Annotated in this window: 14 protein-coding genes; 5 read left to right on the forward strand and 9 right to left on the reverse strand. The window is 60.3% G+C overall.

Going from position 1 to position 18,929, the window contains the following annotated elements; translation table 11 throughout:
- Window positions 1-132 precede the first annotated feature (132 nt).
- Genes mfd through J3P79_RS17395 form a run of 3 tightly spaced genes read left to right on the forward strand, consistent with a single transcriptional unit; the run spans window position 133 to window position 6,864 of the window.
- The gene (gene mfd / locus J3P79_RS17385) at window positions 133-3,582 is read left to right on the forward strand and encodes a transcription-repair coupling factor (RefSeq protein WP_434604561.1); all 3,450 of its coding nucleotides are present in this window, start codon (window positions 133-135) and stop codon (window positions 3,580-3,582) included.
- Between the two features lie 10 nt (window positions 3,583-3,592).
- On the forward strand, window positions 3,593-4,159 hold the full coding sequence (locus J3P79_RS17390) for a CsiV family protein (protein ID WP_434604563.1): 567 nt from the start codon (window positions 3,593-3,595) through the stop codon (window positions 4,157-4,159).
- A gap of 11 nt (window positions 4,160-4,170) precedes the next feature.
- Window positions 4,171-6,864 (forward strand): DEAD/DEAH box helicase, encoded by a 2,694-nt coding sequence (locus tag J3P79_RS17395; RefSeq protein ID WP_434604565.1) that lies wholly within the window; start codon window positions 4,171-4,173, stop codon window positions 6,862-6,864.
- Between the two features lie 65 nt (window positions 6,865-6,929).
- Here the strand turns inward: J3P79_RS17395 and J3P79_RS17400 are convergent, their stop codons facing one another.
- The 3 genes from J3P79_RS17400 to J3P79_RS17410 all read right to left on the reverse strand — a co-directional run bounded on the left by J3P79_RS17400 (window position 6,930) and on the right by J3P79_RS17410 (window position 9,573).
- Window positions 6,930-7,670: an S-methyl-5'-thioinosine phosphorylase gene (locus J3P79_RS17400; protein ID WP_434604567.1), complete on the reverse strand. Its 741-nt coding sequence runs from the start codon at window positions 7,668-7,670 to the stop codon at window positions 6,930-6,932.
- Between the two features lie 10 nt (window positions 7,671-7,680).
- Window positions 7,681-8,691, reverse strand: a complete 1,011-nt coding sequence (gene nagZ / locus J3P79_RS17405) for a beta-N-acetylhexosaminidase (protein ID WP_434604569.1) — start codon at window positions 8,689-8,691, stop codon at window positions 7,681-7,683.
- Between the two features lie 174 nt (window positions 8,692-8,865).
- Complete coding sequence (locus J3P79_RS17410; protein ID WP_434604571.1) at window positions 8,866-9,573, reverse strand: TetR family transcriptional regulator; 708 nt, start codon at window positions 9,571-9,573, stop codon at window positions 8,866-8,868.
- A gap of 241 nt (window positions 9,574-9,814) precedes the next feature.
- Here J3P79_RS17410 and lexA point away from each other — a divergent pair, with 241 nt between their 5' ends.
- Both lexA and sulA read left to right on the forward strand, forming a co-directional pair.
- Complete coding sequence (lexA, locus tag J3P79_RS17415) at window positions 9,815-10,423, forward strand: transcriptional repressor LexA (protein ID WP_039589083.1); 609 nt, start codon at window positions 9,815-9,817, stop codon at window positions 10,421-10,423.
- A 10-nt stretch (window positions 10,424-10,433) separates the two neighbouring features.
- Window positions 10,434-10,907: an SOS-induced cell division inhibitor SulA gene (gene sulA / locus J3P79_RS17420; protein WP_434604574.1), complete on the forward strand. Its 474-nt coding sequence runs from the start codon at window positions 10,434-10,436 to the stop codon at window positions 10,905-10,907.
- 72 nt (window positions 10,908-10,979) lie between these two features.
- On the opposite strand, the gene J3P79_RS17425 is transcribed toward sulA, so the two are convergent.
- From J3P79_RS17425 to fadB, 6 genes are all read right to left on the reverse strand, one after another.
- Window positions 10,980-11,213 carry a hypothetical protein gene (locus tag J3P79_RS17425; protein ID WP_003183419.1) on the reverse strand — a complete coding sequence of 78 codons (234 nt, stop codon included), beginning with the start codon at window positions 11,211-11,213 and terminating at the stop codon, window positions 10,980-10,982.
- Window positions 11,214-11,318: 105 nt separating this feature from the next.
- A complete protein-coding gene (locus J3P79_RS17430; protein ID WP_434604576.1) occupies window positions 11,319-11,843 on the reverse strand; it encodes a DUF6586 family protein in 525 nt (174 codons plus the stop codon).
- A 206-nt stretch (window positions 11,844-12,049) separates the two neighbouring features.
- Window positions 12,050-14,662 carry a type I DNA topoisomerase gene (topA, locus tag J3P79_RS17435; protein ID WP_434604578.1) on the reverse strand — a complete coding sequence of 871 codons (2,613 nt, stop codon included), beginning with the start codon at window positions 14,660-14,662 and terminating at the stop codon, window positions 12,050-12,052.
- Between the two features lie 115 nt (window positions 14,663-14,777).
- Window positions 14,778-15,014, reverse strand: coding sequence for a DUF1653 domain-containing protein (locus J3P79_RS17440; protein ID WP_039589078.1), 237 nt, complete (start codon window positions 15,012-15,014; stop codon window positions 14,778-14,780).
- 109 nt (window positions 15,015-15,123) lie between these two features.
- Entirely contained in the window at window positions 15,124-16,299 is a 1,176-nt protein-coding gene (gene fadA, locus J3P79_RS17445) for an acetyl-CoA C-acyltransferase FadA (RefSeq protein WP_039589077.1), read from the reverse strand.
- Between the two features lie 30 nt (window positions 16,300-16,329).
- A complete protein-coding gene (gene fadB / locus J3P79_RS17450) occupies window positions 16,330-18,477 on the reverse strand; it encodes a fatty acid oxidation complex subunit alpha FadB (protein ID WP_434604580.1) in 2,148 nt (715 codons plus the stop codon).
- Window positions 18,478-18,929 lie beyond the last annotated feature (452 nt).

Raw genomic sequence — 18,929 nt, forward strand, 5'->3', positions numbered from 1 at the left:
AGTCCTCTGCGGAGCAATGCGCGCCCGTCGCGCCGTGGTTTTGCGTTCTGACAGCGTAGTCCGCGACTGACAGCCGGGCACTTCCCCCGCTACAATTGTCGACTTTGTCGCAACGCTGGAGCTCAACCTTCCGTGCCCGTTCTGCGTCTTCCGCTTCTCCCTGCCGCGGCAGGTAAACAGCACTGGGGCAACCTGCCCGGTGCCGCCCTGAGCCTGGCTATCGCCGAGGCCGCCAGCGCTGCAAAGCGCTTCACCCTGTTGTTGACTGCCGACAGCCAAAGCGCCGAGCGGCTGGAACAGGAACTGGGTTTCTTCGCCCCGGATTTGCCAGTACTGCATTTCCCGGACTGGGAAACCCTGCCCTACGACCTTTTTTCGCCGCACCAGGACATCATTTCCCAGCGAATCGCCAGCCTTTATCGGCTGCCGGAGCTCAGTCATGGCGTTTTGGTAGTGCCCATCACCACAGCCCTACATCGCCTGGCCCCGACCCAATTTCTGCTGGGCAGCAGCCTGGTGCTGGACATCGGCCAGAAGCTCGACGTCGAACAAATGCGCACTCGGCTTGAGGCCAGTGGCTACCGCTACGTCGATACCGTTTACGAGCACGGCGAATTCACGGTGCGCGGGGCTCTGATCGACCTGTTCCCGATGGGCAGTAAACTGCCGTATCGCATCGACCTGTTCGATGACGAGATCGAGACCCTGCGCACCTTCGACCCGGAAAACCAGCGTTCCATCGACAAGGTCCAGTCGATCCGCCTGCTGCCAGCGAAGGAATTCCCGCTGCAAAAAGACGCGGTCACCCGCTTCAAAGCGCGGTTTCGCGAACGTTTCGACGTGGATTTCCGTCGTTGCCCGATCTTCCAGGACCTGAGCAGCGGAATCACCCCGGCCGGCATCGAGTATTATTTGCCGTTGTTCTTCGAAGAAACCTCCACGCTGTTCGATTACCTGCCTCAGGACACCCAGGTCTTTTCCCTGCCGGGCATCGAGCAGGCTGCGGAAAATTTCTGGAACGACGTGCGCAATCGCTACGAAGAACGTCGTGTCGACCCCTCCCGTCCGTTGTTGCCGCCCGCCGAGCTGTTCTTGCCGGTGGAAGATTGCTTCGCCCGCCTGAAGAGTTGGCCGCGCGTGGTGGCGAGCCAGCAGGACGTGGAAACCGGCGTCGGCCGTGAACGCTTCCCCGCCAAGCCCTTGCCCGACCTGGCAATCGAAGCCAAGGCCACGCAACCGCTGGCAGCCCTGGCCGGTTTCCTCGATGGATTCCCTGGCCGCGTGCTGTTTACCGCCGAGTCCGCCGGCCGCCGCGAAGTATTGCTGGAACTGCTCGAACGCCTGAAGCTGCGCCCGAAGACCGTCGACAGCTGGCCTGATTTTGTTTCGGGCAAGGATCGGCTGGCGATTACAATCGCGCCGCTCAACGACGGCCTGGTCCTTGACGATCCCGCCCTTGCCCTGGTGGCCGAAAGCCCGCTGTTCGGCCAGCGCGTCATGCAGCGTCGCCGCCGCGAGAAGCGCGCCGACGCCGCCAACGACGCGGTCATCAAGAACCTCACCGAACTGCGTGAAGGCGCGCCGGTGGTGCATATCGATCACGGCGTGGGCCGTTACCTGGGCCTGGCGACCCTGGAAATCGAAAACCAGGCCGCCGAGTTCCTGACCCTCGAATACGCCGAAGGCGCGAAACTCTATGTGCCGGTGGCAAACCTGCACCTGATCGCCCGCTACACCGGCAGCGATGACGCCCTGGCCCCGCTGCATCGCCTCGGCTCGGAAACCTGGCAGAAAGCCAAGCGCAAGGCCGCCGAACAGGTGCGCGACGTGGCGGCGGAATTGCTGGACATCTACGCCCGCCGCGCCGCTCGCGAAGGTTACGCCTTCGCCGACCCGAAAGCCGATTACGAAACCTTCAGCGCCGGTTTCCCGTTCGAAGAAACCGTCGACCAACAGACCACCATCGAAGCCGTGCGCGCCGACATGCTCGCGCCCAAACCCATGGACCGCCTGGTCTGCGGCGACGTCGGCTTCGGCAAGACCGAGGTGGCGATGCGCGCTGCGTTCATTGCCGTGCACGGCGGCAAGCAGGTGGCGATCCTGGTGCCGACCACCCTGCTCGCCCAGCAGCACTACAACAGTTTCCGCGACCGCTTCGCCGACTGGCCGGTGACCGTGGAAGTGATGAGCCGCTTCAAGTCCGCCAAGGAAGTTAACGCCGCCGTGGCCGACCTGGCCGAAGGCAAGATCGACATCGTTATCGGCACGCACAAACTGCTGCAGGACGATGTGAAGATCAAGAACCTCGGGCTGGTGATCATCGATGAAGAGCACCGCTTCGGCGTGCGCCAGAAAGAACAGCTCAAGGCCCTGCGCAGCGAAGTCGACATCCTGACCCTGACCGCCACGCCGATCCCGCGCACGTTGAACATGGCGGTTTCGGGCATGCGCGACCTGTCGATCATCGCCACGCCGCCGGCCCGGCGCCTGTCGGTGCGCACCTTCGTCATGGAGCAGAACAAGAGCACGGTCAAGGAAGCCCTGCTGCGTGAGTTGCTGCGCGGTGGTCAGGTGTATTACCTGCACAATGACGTGAAGACCATCGAGAAATGCGCCGCCGACCTGGCCGAGCTGGTGCCGGAAGCACGTATCGGCATCGGTCACGGGCAGATGCGCGAGCGCGAACTCGAACAGGTGATGAGCGACTTCTATCACAAGCGCTTCAATGTGCTGATCGCCTCGACCATCATCGAGACCGGCATCGACGTACCGAGCGCCAACACCATCATCATCGAGCGCGCCGACAAGTTCGGCCTGGCCCAGTTGCACCAGTTGCGCGGCCGGGTGGGACGCAGTCACCACCAAGCCTATGCCTACCTGTTGACGCCACCGCGCCAGCAGATCACCCCGGACGCGGAGAAGCGCCTGGAAGCCATCGCCAACACTCAAGATCTGGGGGCAGGCTTCGTGCTGGCCACCAACGACCTGGAAATCCGTGGCGCTGGCGAATTGCTCGGCGATGGCCAGAGCGGCCAGATCCAGGCCGTCGGCTTCACGCTGTACATGGAGATGCTCGAACGCGCGGTCAAATCGATCCGCAAGGGCGAGCAGCCGAACCTCGACCAACCCCTGGGCGGCGGACCGGAAATCAACCTGCGGGTGCCGGCGCTGATCCCCGAGGACTATCTGCCGGATGTCCACGCACGCCTGATTCTCTACAAACGCATTGCCTCGGCCTCCGACGAGGAAGGCCTGAAGGACCTGCAAGTGGAGATGATCGACCGCTTCGGCCTGCTACCGGAACCGACGAAGAACCTGGTGCGCACCACGCTGCTCAAGCTCAAGGCCGAACAACTGGGCATCAAGAAAGTCGACGGCGGGCCCAACGGCGGCCGGATCGAATTCGAGGCCCAGACCCCGGTCGATCCGCTGGTGCTGATCAAGCTGATCCAGGGCCAACCCAAACGCTACAAATTCGAAGGCGCCACGATGTTCAAGTTCATGGTGCCCATGGAACGCCCGGAAGAGCGCTTCAATACCGTAGAGGCGCTGTTCGAGCGCCTCAATCCGACCACTGCTTGAAGGACGCCCAATGCGCCTGTTTCACTCCTTGATGTTGTTGATGACGCTGATCGCTCCACTGGCGGTTGCCGACGACTTGTATCAGGTCGAAATGATCCTGGTCCGCCAGAATGCCGAGCCGGCCATTATCAGCCGCGCCGCACCGGAAGACTGGGACGCCGGCGCGCAACGCCTGGGCAAGGATAGCCAGCGTACGCCGGCGCTGGGCAACATCGTCGAAAAACTCAACGCCAGCGGTCAGTACACCGTGTTGATGCACAAGGCCTGGCAACAGAACCTGGGCGAACAGGGCCGCAAGATTGCCGTCAGCGACGGCGCCGAGCAGTTCGGCCAGTTTCCCATCGAAGGCACCCTGGAACTCAAACTCGGCCGCTTCACCGACGTGGACGCCGACTTCTGGATCAACCAGATCGACGCCAATGGCCTGGTCACGGCCAGCGAGCGCCTGAAACAGCAGAGCCATACCAAGAATGGCCAGCTGAATTTCCTCGATAATGGCCATCTCGGCTTGCTGATCAAGATCACGTCGTTGACCGCGCCTGCGCCACGGCAGGCTCCTGACGTCATTCCAGACTGATCGGCGCGCCCATGCCCTCGCCCCTGAGCAAACCGCTGGCACCTTCCTGGGTCAATCGATTCAAGGAACAAAGCCTGGAGCGTGGGCGCCGATACGCGCTGGAAAACCGCGTCAGGATCGTCGAGGCCGGCGACAGCACGATCATCGCCAGTTGCGAGGGATCGGGCGGCAGCGTCTATCGCCAGACCATTCGCCTCAAGGAGTCGGCCAAAGGCACGTTGATCCTGCTTGATGCTGCCTGCTCCTGCCCGGTGCGCATCAACTGCAAGCATTGCGCGGCGGTGCTGCTGCAAGTCCAGGAAACCCTGGCTTATCCTGCTGCGGAAAAAGACGCCCAGATGTTGGAGAAACTCCAGGCGGTGCTGGACAACCGCAGCCCCAAGGCCCCGCCGCAAGTCTTGGTGGAAAACGTGCAGCCGGTGCCACGACTATGGCTGGCGAGTGTCGAGTTCAGTGCCTTCGAACCGCGCAACGGCAAGATGCAGCGCTACATCCAGCACCGCGCCGCCCTGTCCTTCAGTTATCTGGACGAGTACGTCAGCGGCCAGCGCAACACCGACGTACTGATTCGCCAGGAAACCCAGACGCTGCGGATAAAACGCCAAACCGATGTGGAACAGTCCTACCGCGAACAGCTACGAATCCTCGGCTTCAAAATCGCGACCCGACAAAGCAAGGCCTTGCCGGAGAGCGCCGGCGAACTGTACGAAATGGTCAACGACAGCGCTTGGCTGACCTTTACCCTCAACGACCTGCCGAAGCTGCGCAACCAAGGCTGGGAATTGCAGATCGACGAAGACTTTGGCTTCGACCTGACGGCGGTGGACGAGTGGTACGCCTCGGTCGAGGAAACCCCGGAGCGGGACTGGTTCGATCTGGAGTTGGGCATTATTGTCAACGGCGAGCGATTGAGCCTGCTACCGATCCTGTTGAACCTGATGCGCTCGCACATCGAGCTGTTCAACCCGGAACGCTTGGCCAGGCGCCGCGATGACGAACTTATCCTGGTCAACTTGCCGCACCGTCCCAACTCGGAATTCGGCCCGCAGCAAGTGGCCCTGCCCTACGGGCGGTTGAAGCCGGTATTGGCGACCCTGGGCGAGTTCTACCTGCAAGAGCCCGGCACCACCAAGCTGCGCCTCAACAGCGCCGACGCCCTGCGCCTGAACCCGTTGCAAGACATGCCGCTGCGCTGGGAAGGTGGCGAACACATACGCAGCCTCGCCCAACGCTTGCGCGACATCAAGGATTACACTGCCACCGCGCCGAAGGGCTTGAACGCAACGCTGCGGCCCTACCAGCTCGAAGGCTTGAGCTGGATGCAGTCGCTACGGCAACTGGAAGTCGGTGGCATTCTTGCGGATGACATGGGGCTTGGCAAAACCCTACAGACGCTGGCGCACATCCTCAGCGAAAAAAATGCCGGGCGCCTCGATCGGCCGTGCATGGTGGTGATGCCGACGAGCCTGATCCCCAACTGGCTCGACGAAGCCTCACATTTCACTCCGCAGCTCCAGGTACTGGCCCTGTACGGTGCAGGACGCAAGAAACACTTCGAGCGCCTGGCCGATTATGACTTGATCCTGACCACCTATGCGTTACTGCCCAAGGATGTCGAACGCCTCAAGACGCAGCCGCTGCACGTATTGATCCTCGACGAAGCCCAGTACATCAAGAACCCCACCAGCAAAGCCGCCCAAGCCGCCCGGGAACTGGATGCCCGGCAACGGTTGTGCCTGTCCGGTACGCCATTGGAAAACCACCTGGGTGAACTCTGGTCGCTGTTTCATTTCCTGCTGCCGGGCTGGCTCGGCGACGTCAAGAGCTTCAATCGCGACTACCGCGTACCCATCGAAAAACGTGGCAGCGACGTACGATTGCAACACCTCAACGGTCGGATAAAGCCCTTTCTGCTGCGCCGAACCAAGGAGCAAGTGGCGACCGAACTGCCGCCCAAGACCGAGATCATCCATTGGGTGGAGCTCAGCGACGCCCAGCGGGACGTCTACGAAACCATGCGCCTGGCGATGGACAAGAAGGTACGCGACGAAATCACCCGCAAAGGCGTGGCACGCAGCCAGATCATCATCCTCGAGGCACTGCTGAAGCTGCGCCAGGTGTGCTGCGACCTGCGCCTGATCAGCGACGCCACCCTGCCCGCCCGCGGCAGCACCTCGGGCAAGCTCGACAGCCTCATGGAAATGCTCGAAGAGTTGTTCGAAGAAGGTCGACGGGTGCTGCTGTTTTCACAGTTCACTTCCATGCTGGCGCTGATTGAAGATGAGCTGAAAAAGCGCGGGGTGGCATACGCCATCCTGACCGGCCAGACCAGGGACCGACGCACGCCAGTGAAGGAATTCCAAAGCGGAAAGCGTCAGATCTTTCTGATCAGCCTGAAGGCCGGTGGCGTAGGCTTGAACCTGACAGAAGCCGACACCGTGATTCACTACGACCCCTGGTGGAACCCCGCCACCGAAAACCAGGCCACTGACCGCGCCTATCGCATTGGCCAGGAAAAACCGGTGTTCGTATACAAACTGATTGCCCGCGGCACGGTAGAAGAAAAGATCCAGCTGCTGCAGAAGGAAAAATCCGACCTGGCGGCCGGCGTGCTGGATGGGCGGGTGGCGGGGGATTGGAAACTGCAGAACGAAGACATCGAGGCGCTATTCGCGCCGCTGCCGGACAAGCTGGAAAAGCGTTAAGCATTTTCATGTGGGAGCGAGCAGGCTCGTTCCCACCAGGTTATTTCCGGGTCAACCAAGTTGGTTTAGCCCGCCATCAACACCCGTGCCAAGGTCGACTTCACCTTACCCATCCCGTCATGCAAAGCCTGCTCGATCTCAGCCATGGTGATCACAGCGGTGGACTTGCCCGCCGCCGGGTTCACCACCAGCGCCAGGCAGGCGTAATCCAACTCCAGCTCCCGAGCCAATGCCGCCTCAGGCATGCCGGTCATGCCGACGATATCGCAGCCATCGCGCTCCAGGCGGGCAATTTCGGCCACGGTTTCCAGGCGCGGTCCTTGGGTGCAGGCGTAGACACCGTGACTGCTGTAGCCACAGCCTTCGGCCGCCAAAGCCGCAATCAATCGCTGGCGCAGCAACTCCGTGTAGGGATAGCTGAAATCGATATGGGTCACCGCGTCCAGGTCATCGGCAAAGTAAGTGTGTTGGCGACCGCTGGTGTAATCGATCAATTGATGGGGCACGCAAAAATGCCCGGTCCCCATCGCGGCGTGGATCCCACCCACGGCGTTGACCGCCAGGATGGCCTCGGCTCCCGCCTGCTTGAGCGCCCAGAGATTGGCGCGATAGTTGACCTGGTGAGGCGGGAAACGGTGAGGATGGCCATGGCGCGCCAGGAACAGCACCTCGCGCCCGGCGTATTCACCGATCTGCACCTCGGCCGATGGCGTGCCGTAGGGCGTCTCTACCGCCAGGGATTGGCGCAGCGTCAAGCCTTCCAGCTGGGTCAGGCCGGTGCCGCCGATAATTGCATAAACGGTCATCAAAACATCCTCAATCAATCAGTTGGGCGGCTTTCAACGCGCCGATGGCGGTCAACCAGCGTGGATCCTGACGGTACTCGGTGCCGGCAAAGGCCTGGCCGCGCATGCGGGCAATCCGCGCCGAAGGCATGACCTTCAAGCGCTGGGCTGCGCTCAAGGCCAATTCGGCGACCGCGCGGTCGTTGCACACCAGCCCCATGTCGCAACCTGCCGTCAACGCAGCCTCGATCCGGCTGGCGGCATCACCGACCACATGGGCGCCGGCCATGGAGAGATCGTCGCTGAAGATAACGCCATCGAACTGCAGCTCACCGCGCAGGATGTCTTGCAGCCAACGGCGGGAAAACCCGGCAGGACCGGCATCCACCTTGGGATAAATGACGTGGGCCGGCATGACGGCCGCCAGTTGCTTGCTCAACCTGGCAAACGGTACCAAGTCATGGGCACGGATCTGCTCGAGACTGCGCTCGTCAGTAGGAATGGCGACATGGGAGTCTGCCTCGGCCCAGCCGTGCCCTGGGAAATGCTTGCCGGTGGCCGCCATCCCGGCAGCGTTCATGCCACGAATGAAGGCACCGGCCAGCAACGCGGCGCGCTCGGGATCGCCCTCGAAGGAACGGCTTCCCACCACCGCACTGCGTTGGTAATCGAGGTCCAGCACGGGGGCGAAGCTTAAATCGAGGCCGACCGCCAGCACTTCGGTGGCCATGATCCAGCCGCACTGCTCGGCCAAGTATTCGGCGTTCGGGTTATCAGCGATGGCCCGCATCGCCGGCAGACGTACGAAGCCTTGGCGCAGGCGCTGAACCCGGCCGCCTTCCTGGTCGACCGCTAACAAAAGTTCGGGACGAATGGCCCGGATCGAGGCACTCAGCTCGCGCACTTGGCGAGGATGCTCGATGTTGCGAGCAAAAATGATCAGCCCACCCACTTCGGGCTGACGCAACAGATGGCGATCTTCAGCCGTCAGCCAGGTTCCGGCGACGTCCACCATCAACGAGCCTTGAAGGGCAGCAGTCATAACAGTTCCTTTTCAGTAGCGGTGGATGCATGTAGCGACGCATGCACGATGGCGCCGCCAGGCTGACGGCCCGACAGGTCGCGCATAGGCGATGGGTTTGGATAGGAATTCAAAAGGCGGATCGGCATGGGCGGCTAGCTTAGCGGATGTAGCCAGCCGCGCCCACCCGTGTGCTCAAGCCTTGGCGAGTGCCGGCGTCGATTTGCTACGCGGACGCAGCTGTGCTGCAGCCATTGCCTCGTCGGTGACACCGCTTTCGGCGCGCATGCCTGCTGCCAGGAACGGCACCATCAGGCGCATCACCTGCTCGATAGAGGTATTCACACCGAAGTCGGTCTCGGCAATCGCCCGCAACGCCTTGATGCCGGACATGCTGAATGCCGCGGCACCGAGCATGAAATGCACGCGCCAGAACAATTCGATAGGAGGTATTCGCGGCGCCGCTTCGTTGACCAGCAGCATGTAGCGACGAAACACCTTGCCGTACATGTCTTCCAGGTAACGCCGCAAGTGCCCTTGGCTCTGGCTGAAGGCCAGGCCCAGCAGGCGCATGAAGATGGAAAGGTCGTTACCGCTGCGGGGCTGGACTACGAGGGCTTGCTCGACCAGGATCTCAAGGAGTTCCTCCAGCGAGGGCTTGACGTCAGGCTTGGCCTGGCGACGCTCCAGTTCGCGATCGAGACTGATACAGAACGGCCCGAGAAACCGCGAGAAAACCGCCTGGATCAGGGCTTTTTTCGAGCCGAAATGGTAATTCACCGCAGCCAGGTTCACCCCGGCCTTGCTGGTAATCAGACGCAAAGAGGTTTCAGCGAAACCTTTTTCCGCGAACAATTGCTCGGCAGCATCGAGAATGCGTTCAACGGTTTCCGACTGGGCCATGGCTACTCCGCCTGACAAACACTTGTTTGAAACATACGTTTCAGCCTGGGGATTGTCAAGCCTGCCGGGGCATTTTGCGAACGCTCGGTCAGCTATTTAACCACACCTTTGACAAGCTGTAGCGCCACCCCTTGAAGCGGCCCACTCAACCGTCCGGCAGCCCAGCCAAAAAAGGAGGATTGCCAAGCGGCTCGCACTGTATATAATCCCAGTCACTGTATAAAAAGACAGAGCGATCGATATGCTAAAGCTGACGCCACGCCAAGCAGAGATTCTGGCCTTCATCAAACGCTGCCTAGAAGACAACGGTTATCCGCCGACTCGTGCGGAAATTGCTCAGGAATTGGGTTTCAAGTCCCCTAATGCGGCCGAAGAGCACCTCAAGGCGCTGGCCCGCAAGGGTGCGATAGAGATGACGCCCGGGGCGTCACGAGGCATTCGCATCCCAGGCTTCGAAGCCAAGGCCGACGAAACCACCCTGCCGATCATTGGCCGCGTGGCGGCTGGCGCCCCTATCCTCGCCCAGCAACACGTCGAGGAGTCCTGCAACATCAACCCTTCTTTCTTTCACCCAAGGGCCGACTACCTTCTGCGCGTGCACGGCATGAGCATGAAGGACATCGGCATTTTCGACGGGGACCTGCTGGCAGTCCACACCACACGTGAAGCTCGTAACGGCCAAGTTGTGGTAGCGCGGATCGGCGACGAAGTCACCGTCAAGCGGTTCAAGCGCGAAGGCAGCAAAGTCTGGCTGATCGCCGAGAACCCGGAATTCGCCCCCATCGAAGTGGACCTGAAAGACCAGGACCTGGTTATCGAAGGCTTGAGCGTTGGCGTCATTCGCCGCTAAAGGAGGCTTTATGCAATTTCCTCACACACCACAGCACACACAACTACCGCTGTTCGAGGCATTCATGGCCCAACCGCTGGCTCCAGCCCTGAAAGAGGTCATCGAGTCGCCCTGGGGCGTTGAACCCGAAGCCTTCAGCGAGCTGTCGTTGCGTGGTGCGGCGGGAAATTGCCTGAACCTGCTGGCGCCGATCCTGAGGGAACTCAGCCAAGACCAGGATGCTCGCTGGCTCACGCTGATCGCGCCGCCCGCCAGCGTTACGCAGGCCTGGTTGCGAGATGCCGGCCTCAATCGCGAGCGAATCCTGCTGCTGCAACCACGCGGCAGCCAAAGCGCCCAGCAATTGACCTGCGAAGCGTTGCGCCTGGGACGCAGTCATACGGTGGTCAGCTGGCTCAATCCCTTGACCGCTACCGCGCGCCAACAGTTGATCAGCGCTGCGCGGACTGGGGATGCGCAAAGCCTGAATATTCGATTGGGCTAGGATTAACGCAGGGCTTCTCCAGAAGAGAGAAGCCAGATCCGTCACATTGTTTCAAAAACCGACAGGCGGGGATCAATGAAGAACCCGCGGCCCCTCTTCCTTGTTGAATTCGCCTTCAACCAGGCGACCTGCCATCTGGACGCCCACGCTAAGCATCGCCTTGGCGACCTCGACATGCTGGCCCTGGAGGAACACCTTGGCATCCTCGGAGAAGTTCAGGGTAACCAGAGAACCCTCATCTTCAGCCCTGCGCAGCTCAATGCGACCATCAGGAAGTTCGACAATTTCTAGAAAGGACGTAGGCATAAAAGTCTGTTCTCCACGAAAGGCGGGGATTATATAGTCATCGGCCAGGCTTCGCTCAGGATCTTGACCAAGCGTTATGGGCGGCCATCACGAGGCGAATGAAAATCAGCACTCGTTCAGCCCTTCACGGAAGCGAATAGCCAGGCTTTTGAGGTTCTGGCGCCAGCTCTCCAATTCTTCCCGACTCAGCTCCGGCTCTGGTTCTTGCTCGTCAAGATTGACTGCCACGATCAACGGCTGGGTGACGTCACCTTTCGGTTTGCGCGGGGCCCGTGGCGGCTGGAATAAAGCAGCATGCGCCTCGAGTAGCTTGGCCAGCCAGGTTTCCCGGTTTTGCGCCAGCTCGACCATTTCCGCCAGCTCGGGAATCGCAAGGTTATCCAATACCTCAGGCGTCAATATCAGCTCAGCCCGCGCGGCATTTGCCTGGGGCAAGCGATAGAACCCGGCGATTTCATGGCAGAGGCCCAACAAGGCACCGTACAGATGAAACAGCACTGATTCACGCCCAGCCTGGACCAGCGCCGGAGCATTCATCGCACGCCCGTCTTCTGCCCTTGCAAGTGCTTCAAGCGACAGGCCGGCGAAGTAAATCTTCTGGTTGGTGCGGGTGTAGAGTTCGTGGGCCATGGCGGCATTCTCCCCAACGAAATAAAAGCGTCACGCAGTGCGACAGTGTCGTGGATCAACCGAAGCCACTGCAAGCCAAAAACTAAAAGGCCGCATGAAAACCTATGGGTTGTCATGCGGCCTTTTGCTTACCTGGAGTCTAGAAGGACGACTGGGTCGTCCAGCGCGAGCAAGGTCGCTCGCCACAGGGATCGGGCAGAGTCATATCAGCGCTTGTCTTCAACCGTCCACTTACCACCGTCGTAGAACGCCTTCCAACCGGTCGGCTTGCCATCAACCTCGGTCTGCACGTATTGCTCCTTGGTCTTGCGGCTGTAGCGAATTACCGCTGGGCGTCCGTCCGGATCTTTCTGCGGCGCATCGCAGAGGAAATGGTACTTCGGATCGATCTCGTCCTTGTGCGGCAAGATTTCAATCACCAACGGGGCCCGAGTCTCGCGGTTTTTCGGGAACTGGCTGGCTGCCAGGAACAGGCCAGATGCACCATCGCGCAAGATATAGGTGTCGTTGACCTTCTCGCACTTGAGCTCAGGCATCTTTACCGGATCCATCTTCGGCGGCGCCGCATCACCGCTCTTGAGCAGCTTGCGGGTGTTCTTGCAGGTCGGGTTGGTGCAACCGAAGAACTTGCCGAAACGGCCGGTCTTGAGTTGCATTTCGCTGCCACACTTGTCGCATTCCAGGCTCGGCCCCTCGTAGCCCTTGATGCGATAGGTGCCTTCTTCGATCTCGTAGCCGGCACAATCGGGATTGTTGCCGCAGATGTGCAGCTTGCGCTTTTCGTCCAACAGGTAGGCATCCATCGCCGTACTGCAGATCGGACAACGGTGCTTGCCGCGCAGTACCAGGGATTCCGACTCACCCTCATCGTCCGCAGCGATTTCGTCGCCCGGCACCAGATTGACCGTCGCCTTGCAGCGTTCCTTGGGCGGCAGGCTGTAGCCTGAGCACCCGAGGAATACGCCAGTCGAGGCGGTACGGATCTGCATCGGGCGGCCGCAGGTCTGGCATGGGATGTCAGTCATGACCGGCTGGTTGGCGCGCATGCCATCTTCAGGGCTCTCGGCTACCTCGAGTTTTTTCTTGAAGTCGCCGTAGAACTCATCGAGCACATTCTTCCAGTCCCGCTCACCCTGGGCCACATCGTCCAGGTTTTCTTCCATTCCGGCGGTAAAACCGTAGTCCATCAGGTTCGAGAAGCTTTCGGAGAGGCGCTCGGTAACGATGTCCCCCATCTTTTCCGAATAGAAACGACGGTTGTGCAACGTCACGTAGCCGCGATCCTGGATCGTGGAAATGATCGCCGCATAAGTCGACGGACGCCCGATACCACGTTTTTCCATTTCCTTGACCAGGCTGGCCTCGGAGTACCGCGCCGGCGGCTTGGTGAAGTGCTGGGTCGGATCCAGCTTGACCAGCTTCATCACATCGCCCTGGGCCATGTCAGGCAAGACATCGTCGTCCCCTGGCTTGGTGATCTGCGGCATGACACGGGTGTAGCCGTCGAACTTCAGGATGCGGCCCTTGGCGCGCAGTTCGAAGTCGCCAGCACCGACGCTGACGGTGGTCGACAGGTATTGCGCCGGCAGCATCTGGCAGGCCAGGAACTGGCGCCAGATCAGCTCGTAGAGACGCTCGGCATCGCGCTCCATGCCCGACAGCTTGCTTGGCTCGGTATTGGCATCGGATGGGCGAATCGCTTCGTGAGCCTCTTGTGCGCCCTCCTTGCTGCTATAGACGTTCGGCGCATCCGGCAGGTATTTCTTGCCGAACTCGCTTTCTATATAAGTACGCGCCATCGCCACGGCATCGGCCGAGAGGTTGGTCGAATCGGTACGCATGTAGGTGATGTAGCCCGCTTCGTACAGACGCTGGGCCATCATCATGGTTTTCTTCACACCGAAGCCCAGGCGGTTGCTCGCGGCCTGCTGCAAGGTGGAAGTAATGAAAGGTGCCGACGGCTTGCTGCTGGTCGGCTTGTCTTCGCGCTTGACGATGCTGTAGCTCGAAGCCTTGAGCTTCTCCAGCGCCGCCATGGCCTGGGCTTCGTTGAGCGGCTTGAAGGCTTCGCCCTTCTTGCGGGCCACTTCGAAGCGCACGGTAGCGCCCTTGGCGGTGCCGAGATCAGCGTGGACTTCCCAATATTCCTCGGGAATGAACGCGCGAATCTCCCGCTCGCGCTCTACCACCAGCTTCACCGCGACCGATTGCACACGACCAGCCGACAGGCCGCGGGCGATCTTGGCCCACAACAATGGCGAGACCATGTAGCCCACGACGCGATCAAGGAACCGCCGCGCCTGTTGAGCGTTGACCCGGTCGATGTCCAGCTCGCCCGGTTGGGAGAAAGCTTCCTGGATGGCCTTCTTGGTGATTTCGTTGAACACCACACGCTTGTAGCGGCTGTCATCCCCACCAATGGCTTCGCGCAGGTGCCAGGCAATGGCTTCCCCTTCGCGGTCCAAGTCCGTCGCGAGATAGATGGTGTCGGCGTCCTTGGCGAGCCGACGCAGTTCTTCGATGACCTTTTCCTTGCCTGGGAGAATCTCGTACTTGGCTTTCCAGCCGTGTTCCGGATCGACCCCCATGCGTGAGACCAGCTGCTTGCGCGCCTTGTCCTTCGGCGACAGCGCCGGCGCTTCACCAGCGGCCGCCTTGCCGCGCTTGGCGGCTGGCTCCTTGCTGGCGCTAGCCGAACCGCTGGTGGGCAGGTCTCGGATATGGCCGATACTCGACTTCACCACGTATTGGTTGCCCAGATACTTGTTGATGGTCTTGGCCTTAGCCGGGGATTCCACAATGACCAGCGATTTGCCCATGGATCAGAAAATTCCTGAATTCTAAAAAGTGAAAGGCGGTTGGCGCCTGACGCGGCACCGCTATATATAGTGGCTGCAAGGTGAGGTCAAGGGCGGGGTCGCCCTCGCACTGGCCTCAAGGCTTGGAAAAAACGCTCTCCTCGACCTGCACCAAAGCAAAGCGCGGCACTTGTTCGCCGTCAACTTCGACAGACTCCTGGAACATGCTCAACGGACGCACCCAAAAGCCGTAATCGCCATACAGGGCTTGGTAGAAGACTACTTCTTCCTCGGTTTCCGAATGCCGCGCAACACTGAATACGCGGTACTGCGGACCTTTGTAATGCTGGTAGAGCCCAGGTTGTATCGGCATGCGTTGGCCCTCACTCAAATTTTTTCAAAATAAAAACAAAATCTTTTTTTTACTAAACCCAAAAAACAAAAACCGGGGCACTTGGCCCCGGCTTCCATCAACGCAACGCTCAGACGCGTTCGAAGACAGTGGCGATGCCCTGGCCGAGGCCAATGCACATGGTGGACACCCCAAAGGTGCCGCCGTTCTGCTTCATGACGTTGAGCAGCGTGCCAGAGATACGCGCACCAGAGCAACCGAACGGGTGACCCAGGGCGATAGCGCCGCCGTGCAGGTTAACCTTCTCGTTCATCTTGTCGAGTATTTTCAGATCTTTCAGCACAGGCAGGGCCTGCGCGGCGAAAGCTTCGTTGAGCTCGAAGAAGTCGATGTCGGAAATGCTCAGGCCTGCACGCTTCAAGGCTTTCTGCGTGGCCGGTACTGGACCATAGCCCATGATCGCGGGATCCACACCCGCGACAGCCATCGACCGAATCACTGCCATCGGCTGGATGCCCAGGTCCTGGGCACGCTGGGCCGACATCACGATCATGCACGACGCGCCGTCGGTGATCTGCGACGAAGTACCCGCCGTCACGGTGCCGCCCTTTGGATTGAAGGCGGGCTTCAAGGCTGCCAGGCTCTCCAGGGTGGTTTCCGGACGAATGGTTTCGTCGTAGTCGAACAGCTTCAGGAAGCCATTCTCGTCGTAGCCCTGCATCGGGATGATTTCATCCTTGAACTTGCCTTCCACGGTCGCCTTGTGGGCGAGTTGGTGGGAGCGCACGCCAAAGGCGTCCTGCTGTTCGCGGGTGATGCCATGCATCTTGCCGAGCATTTCCGCGGTCAGGCCCATCATGCCCGAGGCTTTTGCCGCGTACAGCGACATGTGCGGGTTCGGGTCGACACCGTGCATCATGCTCACGTGGCCCATGTGCTCGACACCACCGACCACGAACACATCACCGTTGCCGGTCATGATCGCCTGGGCGGCAGTGTGCAGCGCGCTCATGGACGAACCGCACAGGCGGCTGACAGTCTGGCCAGCGGCAGTGTGAGGGATCTGGGTCATCAACGACGCCATGCGGGCGATGTTCCAGCCCTGCTCCAGGGTCTGGTTCACACAGCCCCAGATCACGTCTTCGACTTCGTTGGGGTCGACCTTGACGTTGCGTTCCAGCAGTTTGCTGATCAGATGCGCCGACATGTCTTCAGCGCGGGTGTTGCGGTGCATGCCGCCCTTGGAGCGGCCCATCGGCGTACGACCGAAGTCGACAATCACGACGTCTCTAGGATTCAAGCTCATAAATGTTCTCTCGCTCTAGTCGTTGGGCGCTTAACCGAAGAAGCTCTGGCCATTCTTGGCCATTTCACGCAGCTTCGCGGTCGGGTGGTACAGCGCGCCCAGATCAGCGTACTGGTCAGCCAGGGCAACGAACTCGGCCACACCGATCGAATCGATGTAGCGCAGCGCACCGCCACGGAATGGAGGGAAACCGATGCCATAGACCAGACCCATGTCGGCTTCGGCGGCGGTTTCGACGATGCCGTCTTCCAGGCAACGCACGGTTTCCAGGCACAGCGGGATCATCATCCAGTTGATGATGTCCTCATCGGTGACTTCGCGCTGCTCGTAGACGATCGGCTTGAGCACTTCCAGCACCGACGAATCGGCGACTTTCTTCTGCTTGCCGCGCTTGTCGGTCTCATAGGCGTAGAAGCCCTTGCCATTCTTCTGGCCCAGGCGCTTGGCTTCGTAGAGCACGTCGACGGCCGAACGACGGTCGTCCTTCATGCGGTCCGGGAAGCCTTCAGCCATGACGTCGCGACCGTGGTGGCCGGTGTCGATGCCGACCACGTCCATCAGGTACGCCGGGCCCATCGGCCAGCCGAATTTTTCCATGATCTTGTCGATGCGCACGAAGTCCACACCGGCGCTGACCAGCTTGGCGAAGCCGCCGAAATACGGGAACAGCACGCGGTTGACCAGGAAGCCCGGGCAGTCATTGACGACAATCGGGTTCTTGCCCATTTTCTTGGCATAGGCCACGGTGGTGGCAATGGCCAGTTCGCTGGACTTCTCGCCACGGATGACTTCCACCAGCGGCATCATGTGCACCGGGTTGAAGAAGTGCATGCCGACGAAGTTTTCCGGACGCTTGAGGGCCTTGGCCAGCAGCGAAATGGAAATGGTCGAAGTATTCGAGGCGAGGATGGTGTCCTCTTTGACCTTGTCTTCGACTTCAGCCAGTACCGCCTGCTTGACCTTCGGGTTTTCGACAACGGCTTCGACCACCAGGTCGACATGGCCGAAATCGCCGTAAGACAGGGTCGGACGAATGCCGTTGAGGACTTCGGCCATCTTCGCGGCGGTCATGCGACCTTTGTCGACGCGACCGACCAGCAGCTTGGCGGCTTCGGCCAGGCCCTGCTCGATCCCGTGCTCGTTGATGTCTTTCATCAGGATCGGCGTGCCCTTGGACGCCGACTGATAGGCGATACCGCCACCCATGATGCCGGCGCCCAGTACGGCGGCCTGCTTCACGTCACGGGCGATTTCGTCATAGGCCTTGGCCTTTTTCTTCAGTTCCTGGTCGTTTAGGAACAGGCCGATCAGGCTTTGCGCAGCCGAGGTCTTGGCCAGCTTCACGAAACCGGCGGCTTCGACTTCCAGGGCCTTGTCGCGACCGAAGTTCGCAGCCTTCTGGATGGTCTTGATCGCTTCGACCGGCGCTGGGTAGTTCGGGCCGGCCTGGCCGGCCACGAAACCCTTGGCGGTTTCGAACGCCATCATTTGCTCGATGGCGTTGAGCTTGAGCTTTTCCAGCTTAGGCTGGCGCTTGGCCTTGTAGTCGAACTCGCCGCTGATGGCGCGCTTGACGGTCTCAAGGGCCGCTTCCTGGAGCTTGCCAGGTTCGACCACCGCGTCCACGGCGCCAACTTTCAGCGCGTCTTCGGCGCGGTTTTCCTTGCCAGCGGCAATCCACTCGATGGCATTGTCGGCACCGATCAGGCGTGGCAGGCGCACGGTACCGCCGAAGCCCGGGTAGATGCCCAGCTTGACTTCCGGCAGGCCGATCTTGGCCGCGGTGGACATGACGCGGTAATCCGCTGCCAGGCACATTTCCAGGCCGCCACCCAGGGCGATGCCGTTGATGGCTGCGACGGTGGGTACGTTGAGGTCTTCGAAGTCGCTGAAGATACGGTTCGCTTCGAGGTTGCCAGCGATCAGTTCGGCATCGGGCAGCTTGAAGTTGTCGACGAATTCGGTGATGTCGGCGCCGACGATGAACACGTCCTTGCCACTGCTGACGATCACACCCTTGATCGAAGCATCTGCCTTGATAGTGTCCACGGCCTGACGCAATTCATTCAGGGTAAGACGGTTGAACTTGTTGACGGACTCACCCTTGAGGTCGAATTTCAGTTCGACGATGCCACTTTCAAGAGCCTTAACCGTGATGGCTTTACCTTCGTAAATCATCAACTGATCTCCACGATATGGAAGCTGAACAGTACACGTTGGACGCTGGCCCCTGGCTCGGCACGGACATACCGCCGATGCTACGCCAATCCGCCAGACACACCCGTCAACGCGATAGTCGGGTTCTGTAGGAACGTTCTGAAAATACAAACGCTCAATTCATACGCCCGTTTGATTTGGGTACGTCACCTTCACGGAATTTCCGACAATTGTCAATCGCCCTAAACAAGCGTTTGAACGGGACTCCGCAGTCATTTCCGTACCGCACGGATCCGCAACACGGAGCCGCATGAGCAACCATTCATAGAATCAATAATTAGAAAAGTCGCCCTAATTCCAACCGCAACGGATTCAACCGACTACGCTGGTGACAACACATTGGAGTTCTATACGCGAAGGTCGTTTCGAATGAACGACCAGAAGAAATGCTTACCGGCCTGCCTGGCCACCCA

Origin of the sequence: Pseudomonas sp. R1-7 (genome assembly GCF_051132105.1) — a bacterium.
In the GTDB taxonomy this organism is placed as follows: Bacteria; Pseudomonadota; Gammaproteobacteria; order Pseudomonadales; family Pseudomonadaceae; genus Aquipseudomonas.

What these genes read in the sequence shown, in the direction of transcription:
- sulA (WP_434604574.1), top strand. Translation starts at nt 10,434, where the DNA reads ATGCAATTTCCTCACACACCACAGCACACACAACTACCGCTGTTCGAG.
- J3P79_RS17440 (WP_039589078.1), bottom strand. Translation starts at nt 15,014, where the DNA reads ATGCCGATACAACCTGGGCTCTACCAGCATTACAAAGGTCCGCAGTAC.
- topA (WP_434604578.1), bottom strand. Translation starts at nt 14,662, where the DNA reads ATGGGCAAATCGCTGGTCATTGTGGAATCCCCGGCTAAGGCCAAGACC.
- J3P79_RS17395 (WP_434604565.1), top strand. Translation starts at nt 4,171, where the DNA reads ATGCCCTCGCCCCTGAGCAAACCGCTGGCACCTTCCTGGGTCAATCGA.
- lexA (WP_039589083.1), top strand. Translation starts at nt 9,815, where the DNA reads ATGCTAAAGCTGACGCCACGCCAAGCAGAGATTCTGGCCTTCATCAAA.
- J3P79_RS17390 (WP_434604563.1), top strand. Translation starts at nt 3,593, where the DNA reads ATGCGCCTGTTTCACTCCTTGATGTTGTTGATGACGCTGATCGCTCCA.
- fadA (WP_039589077.1), bottom strand. Translation starts at nt 16,299, where the DNA reads ATGAGCTTGAATCCTAGAGACGTCGTGATTGTCGACTTCGGTCGTACG.
- fadB (WP_434604580.1), bottom strand. Translation starts at nt 18,477, where the DNA reads ATGATTTACGAAGGTAAAGCCATCACGGTTAAGGCTCTTGAAAGTGGC.
- J3P79_RS17425 (WP_003183419.1), bottom strand. Translation starts at nt 11,213, where the DNA reads ATGCCTACGTCCTTTCTAGAAATTGTCGAACTTCCTGATGGTCGCATT.
- nagZ (WP_434604569.1), bottom strand. Translation starts at nt 8,691, where the DNA reads ATGACTGCTGCCCTTCAAGGCTCGTTGATGGTGGACGTCGCCGGAACC.
- J3P79_RS17430 (WP_434604576.1), bottom strand. Translation starts at nt 11,843, where the DNA reads ATGGCCCACGAACTCTACACCCGCACCAACCAGAAGATTTACTTCGCC.
- J3P79_RS17410 (WP_434604571.1), bottom strand. Translation starts at nt 9,573, where the DNA reads ATGGCCCAGTCGGAAACCGTTGAACGCATTCTCGATGCTGCCGAGCAA.
- J3P79_RS17400 (WP_434604567.1), bottom strand. Translation starts at nt 7,670, where the DNA reads ATGACCGTTTATGCAATTATCGGCGGCACCGGCCTGACCCAGCTGGAA.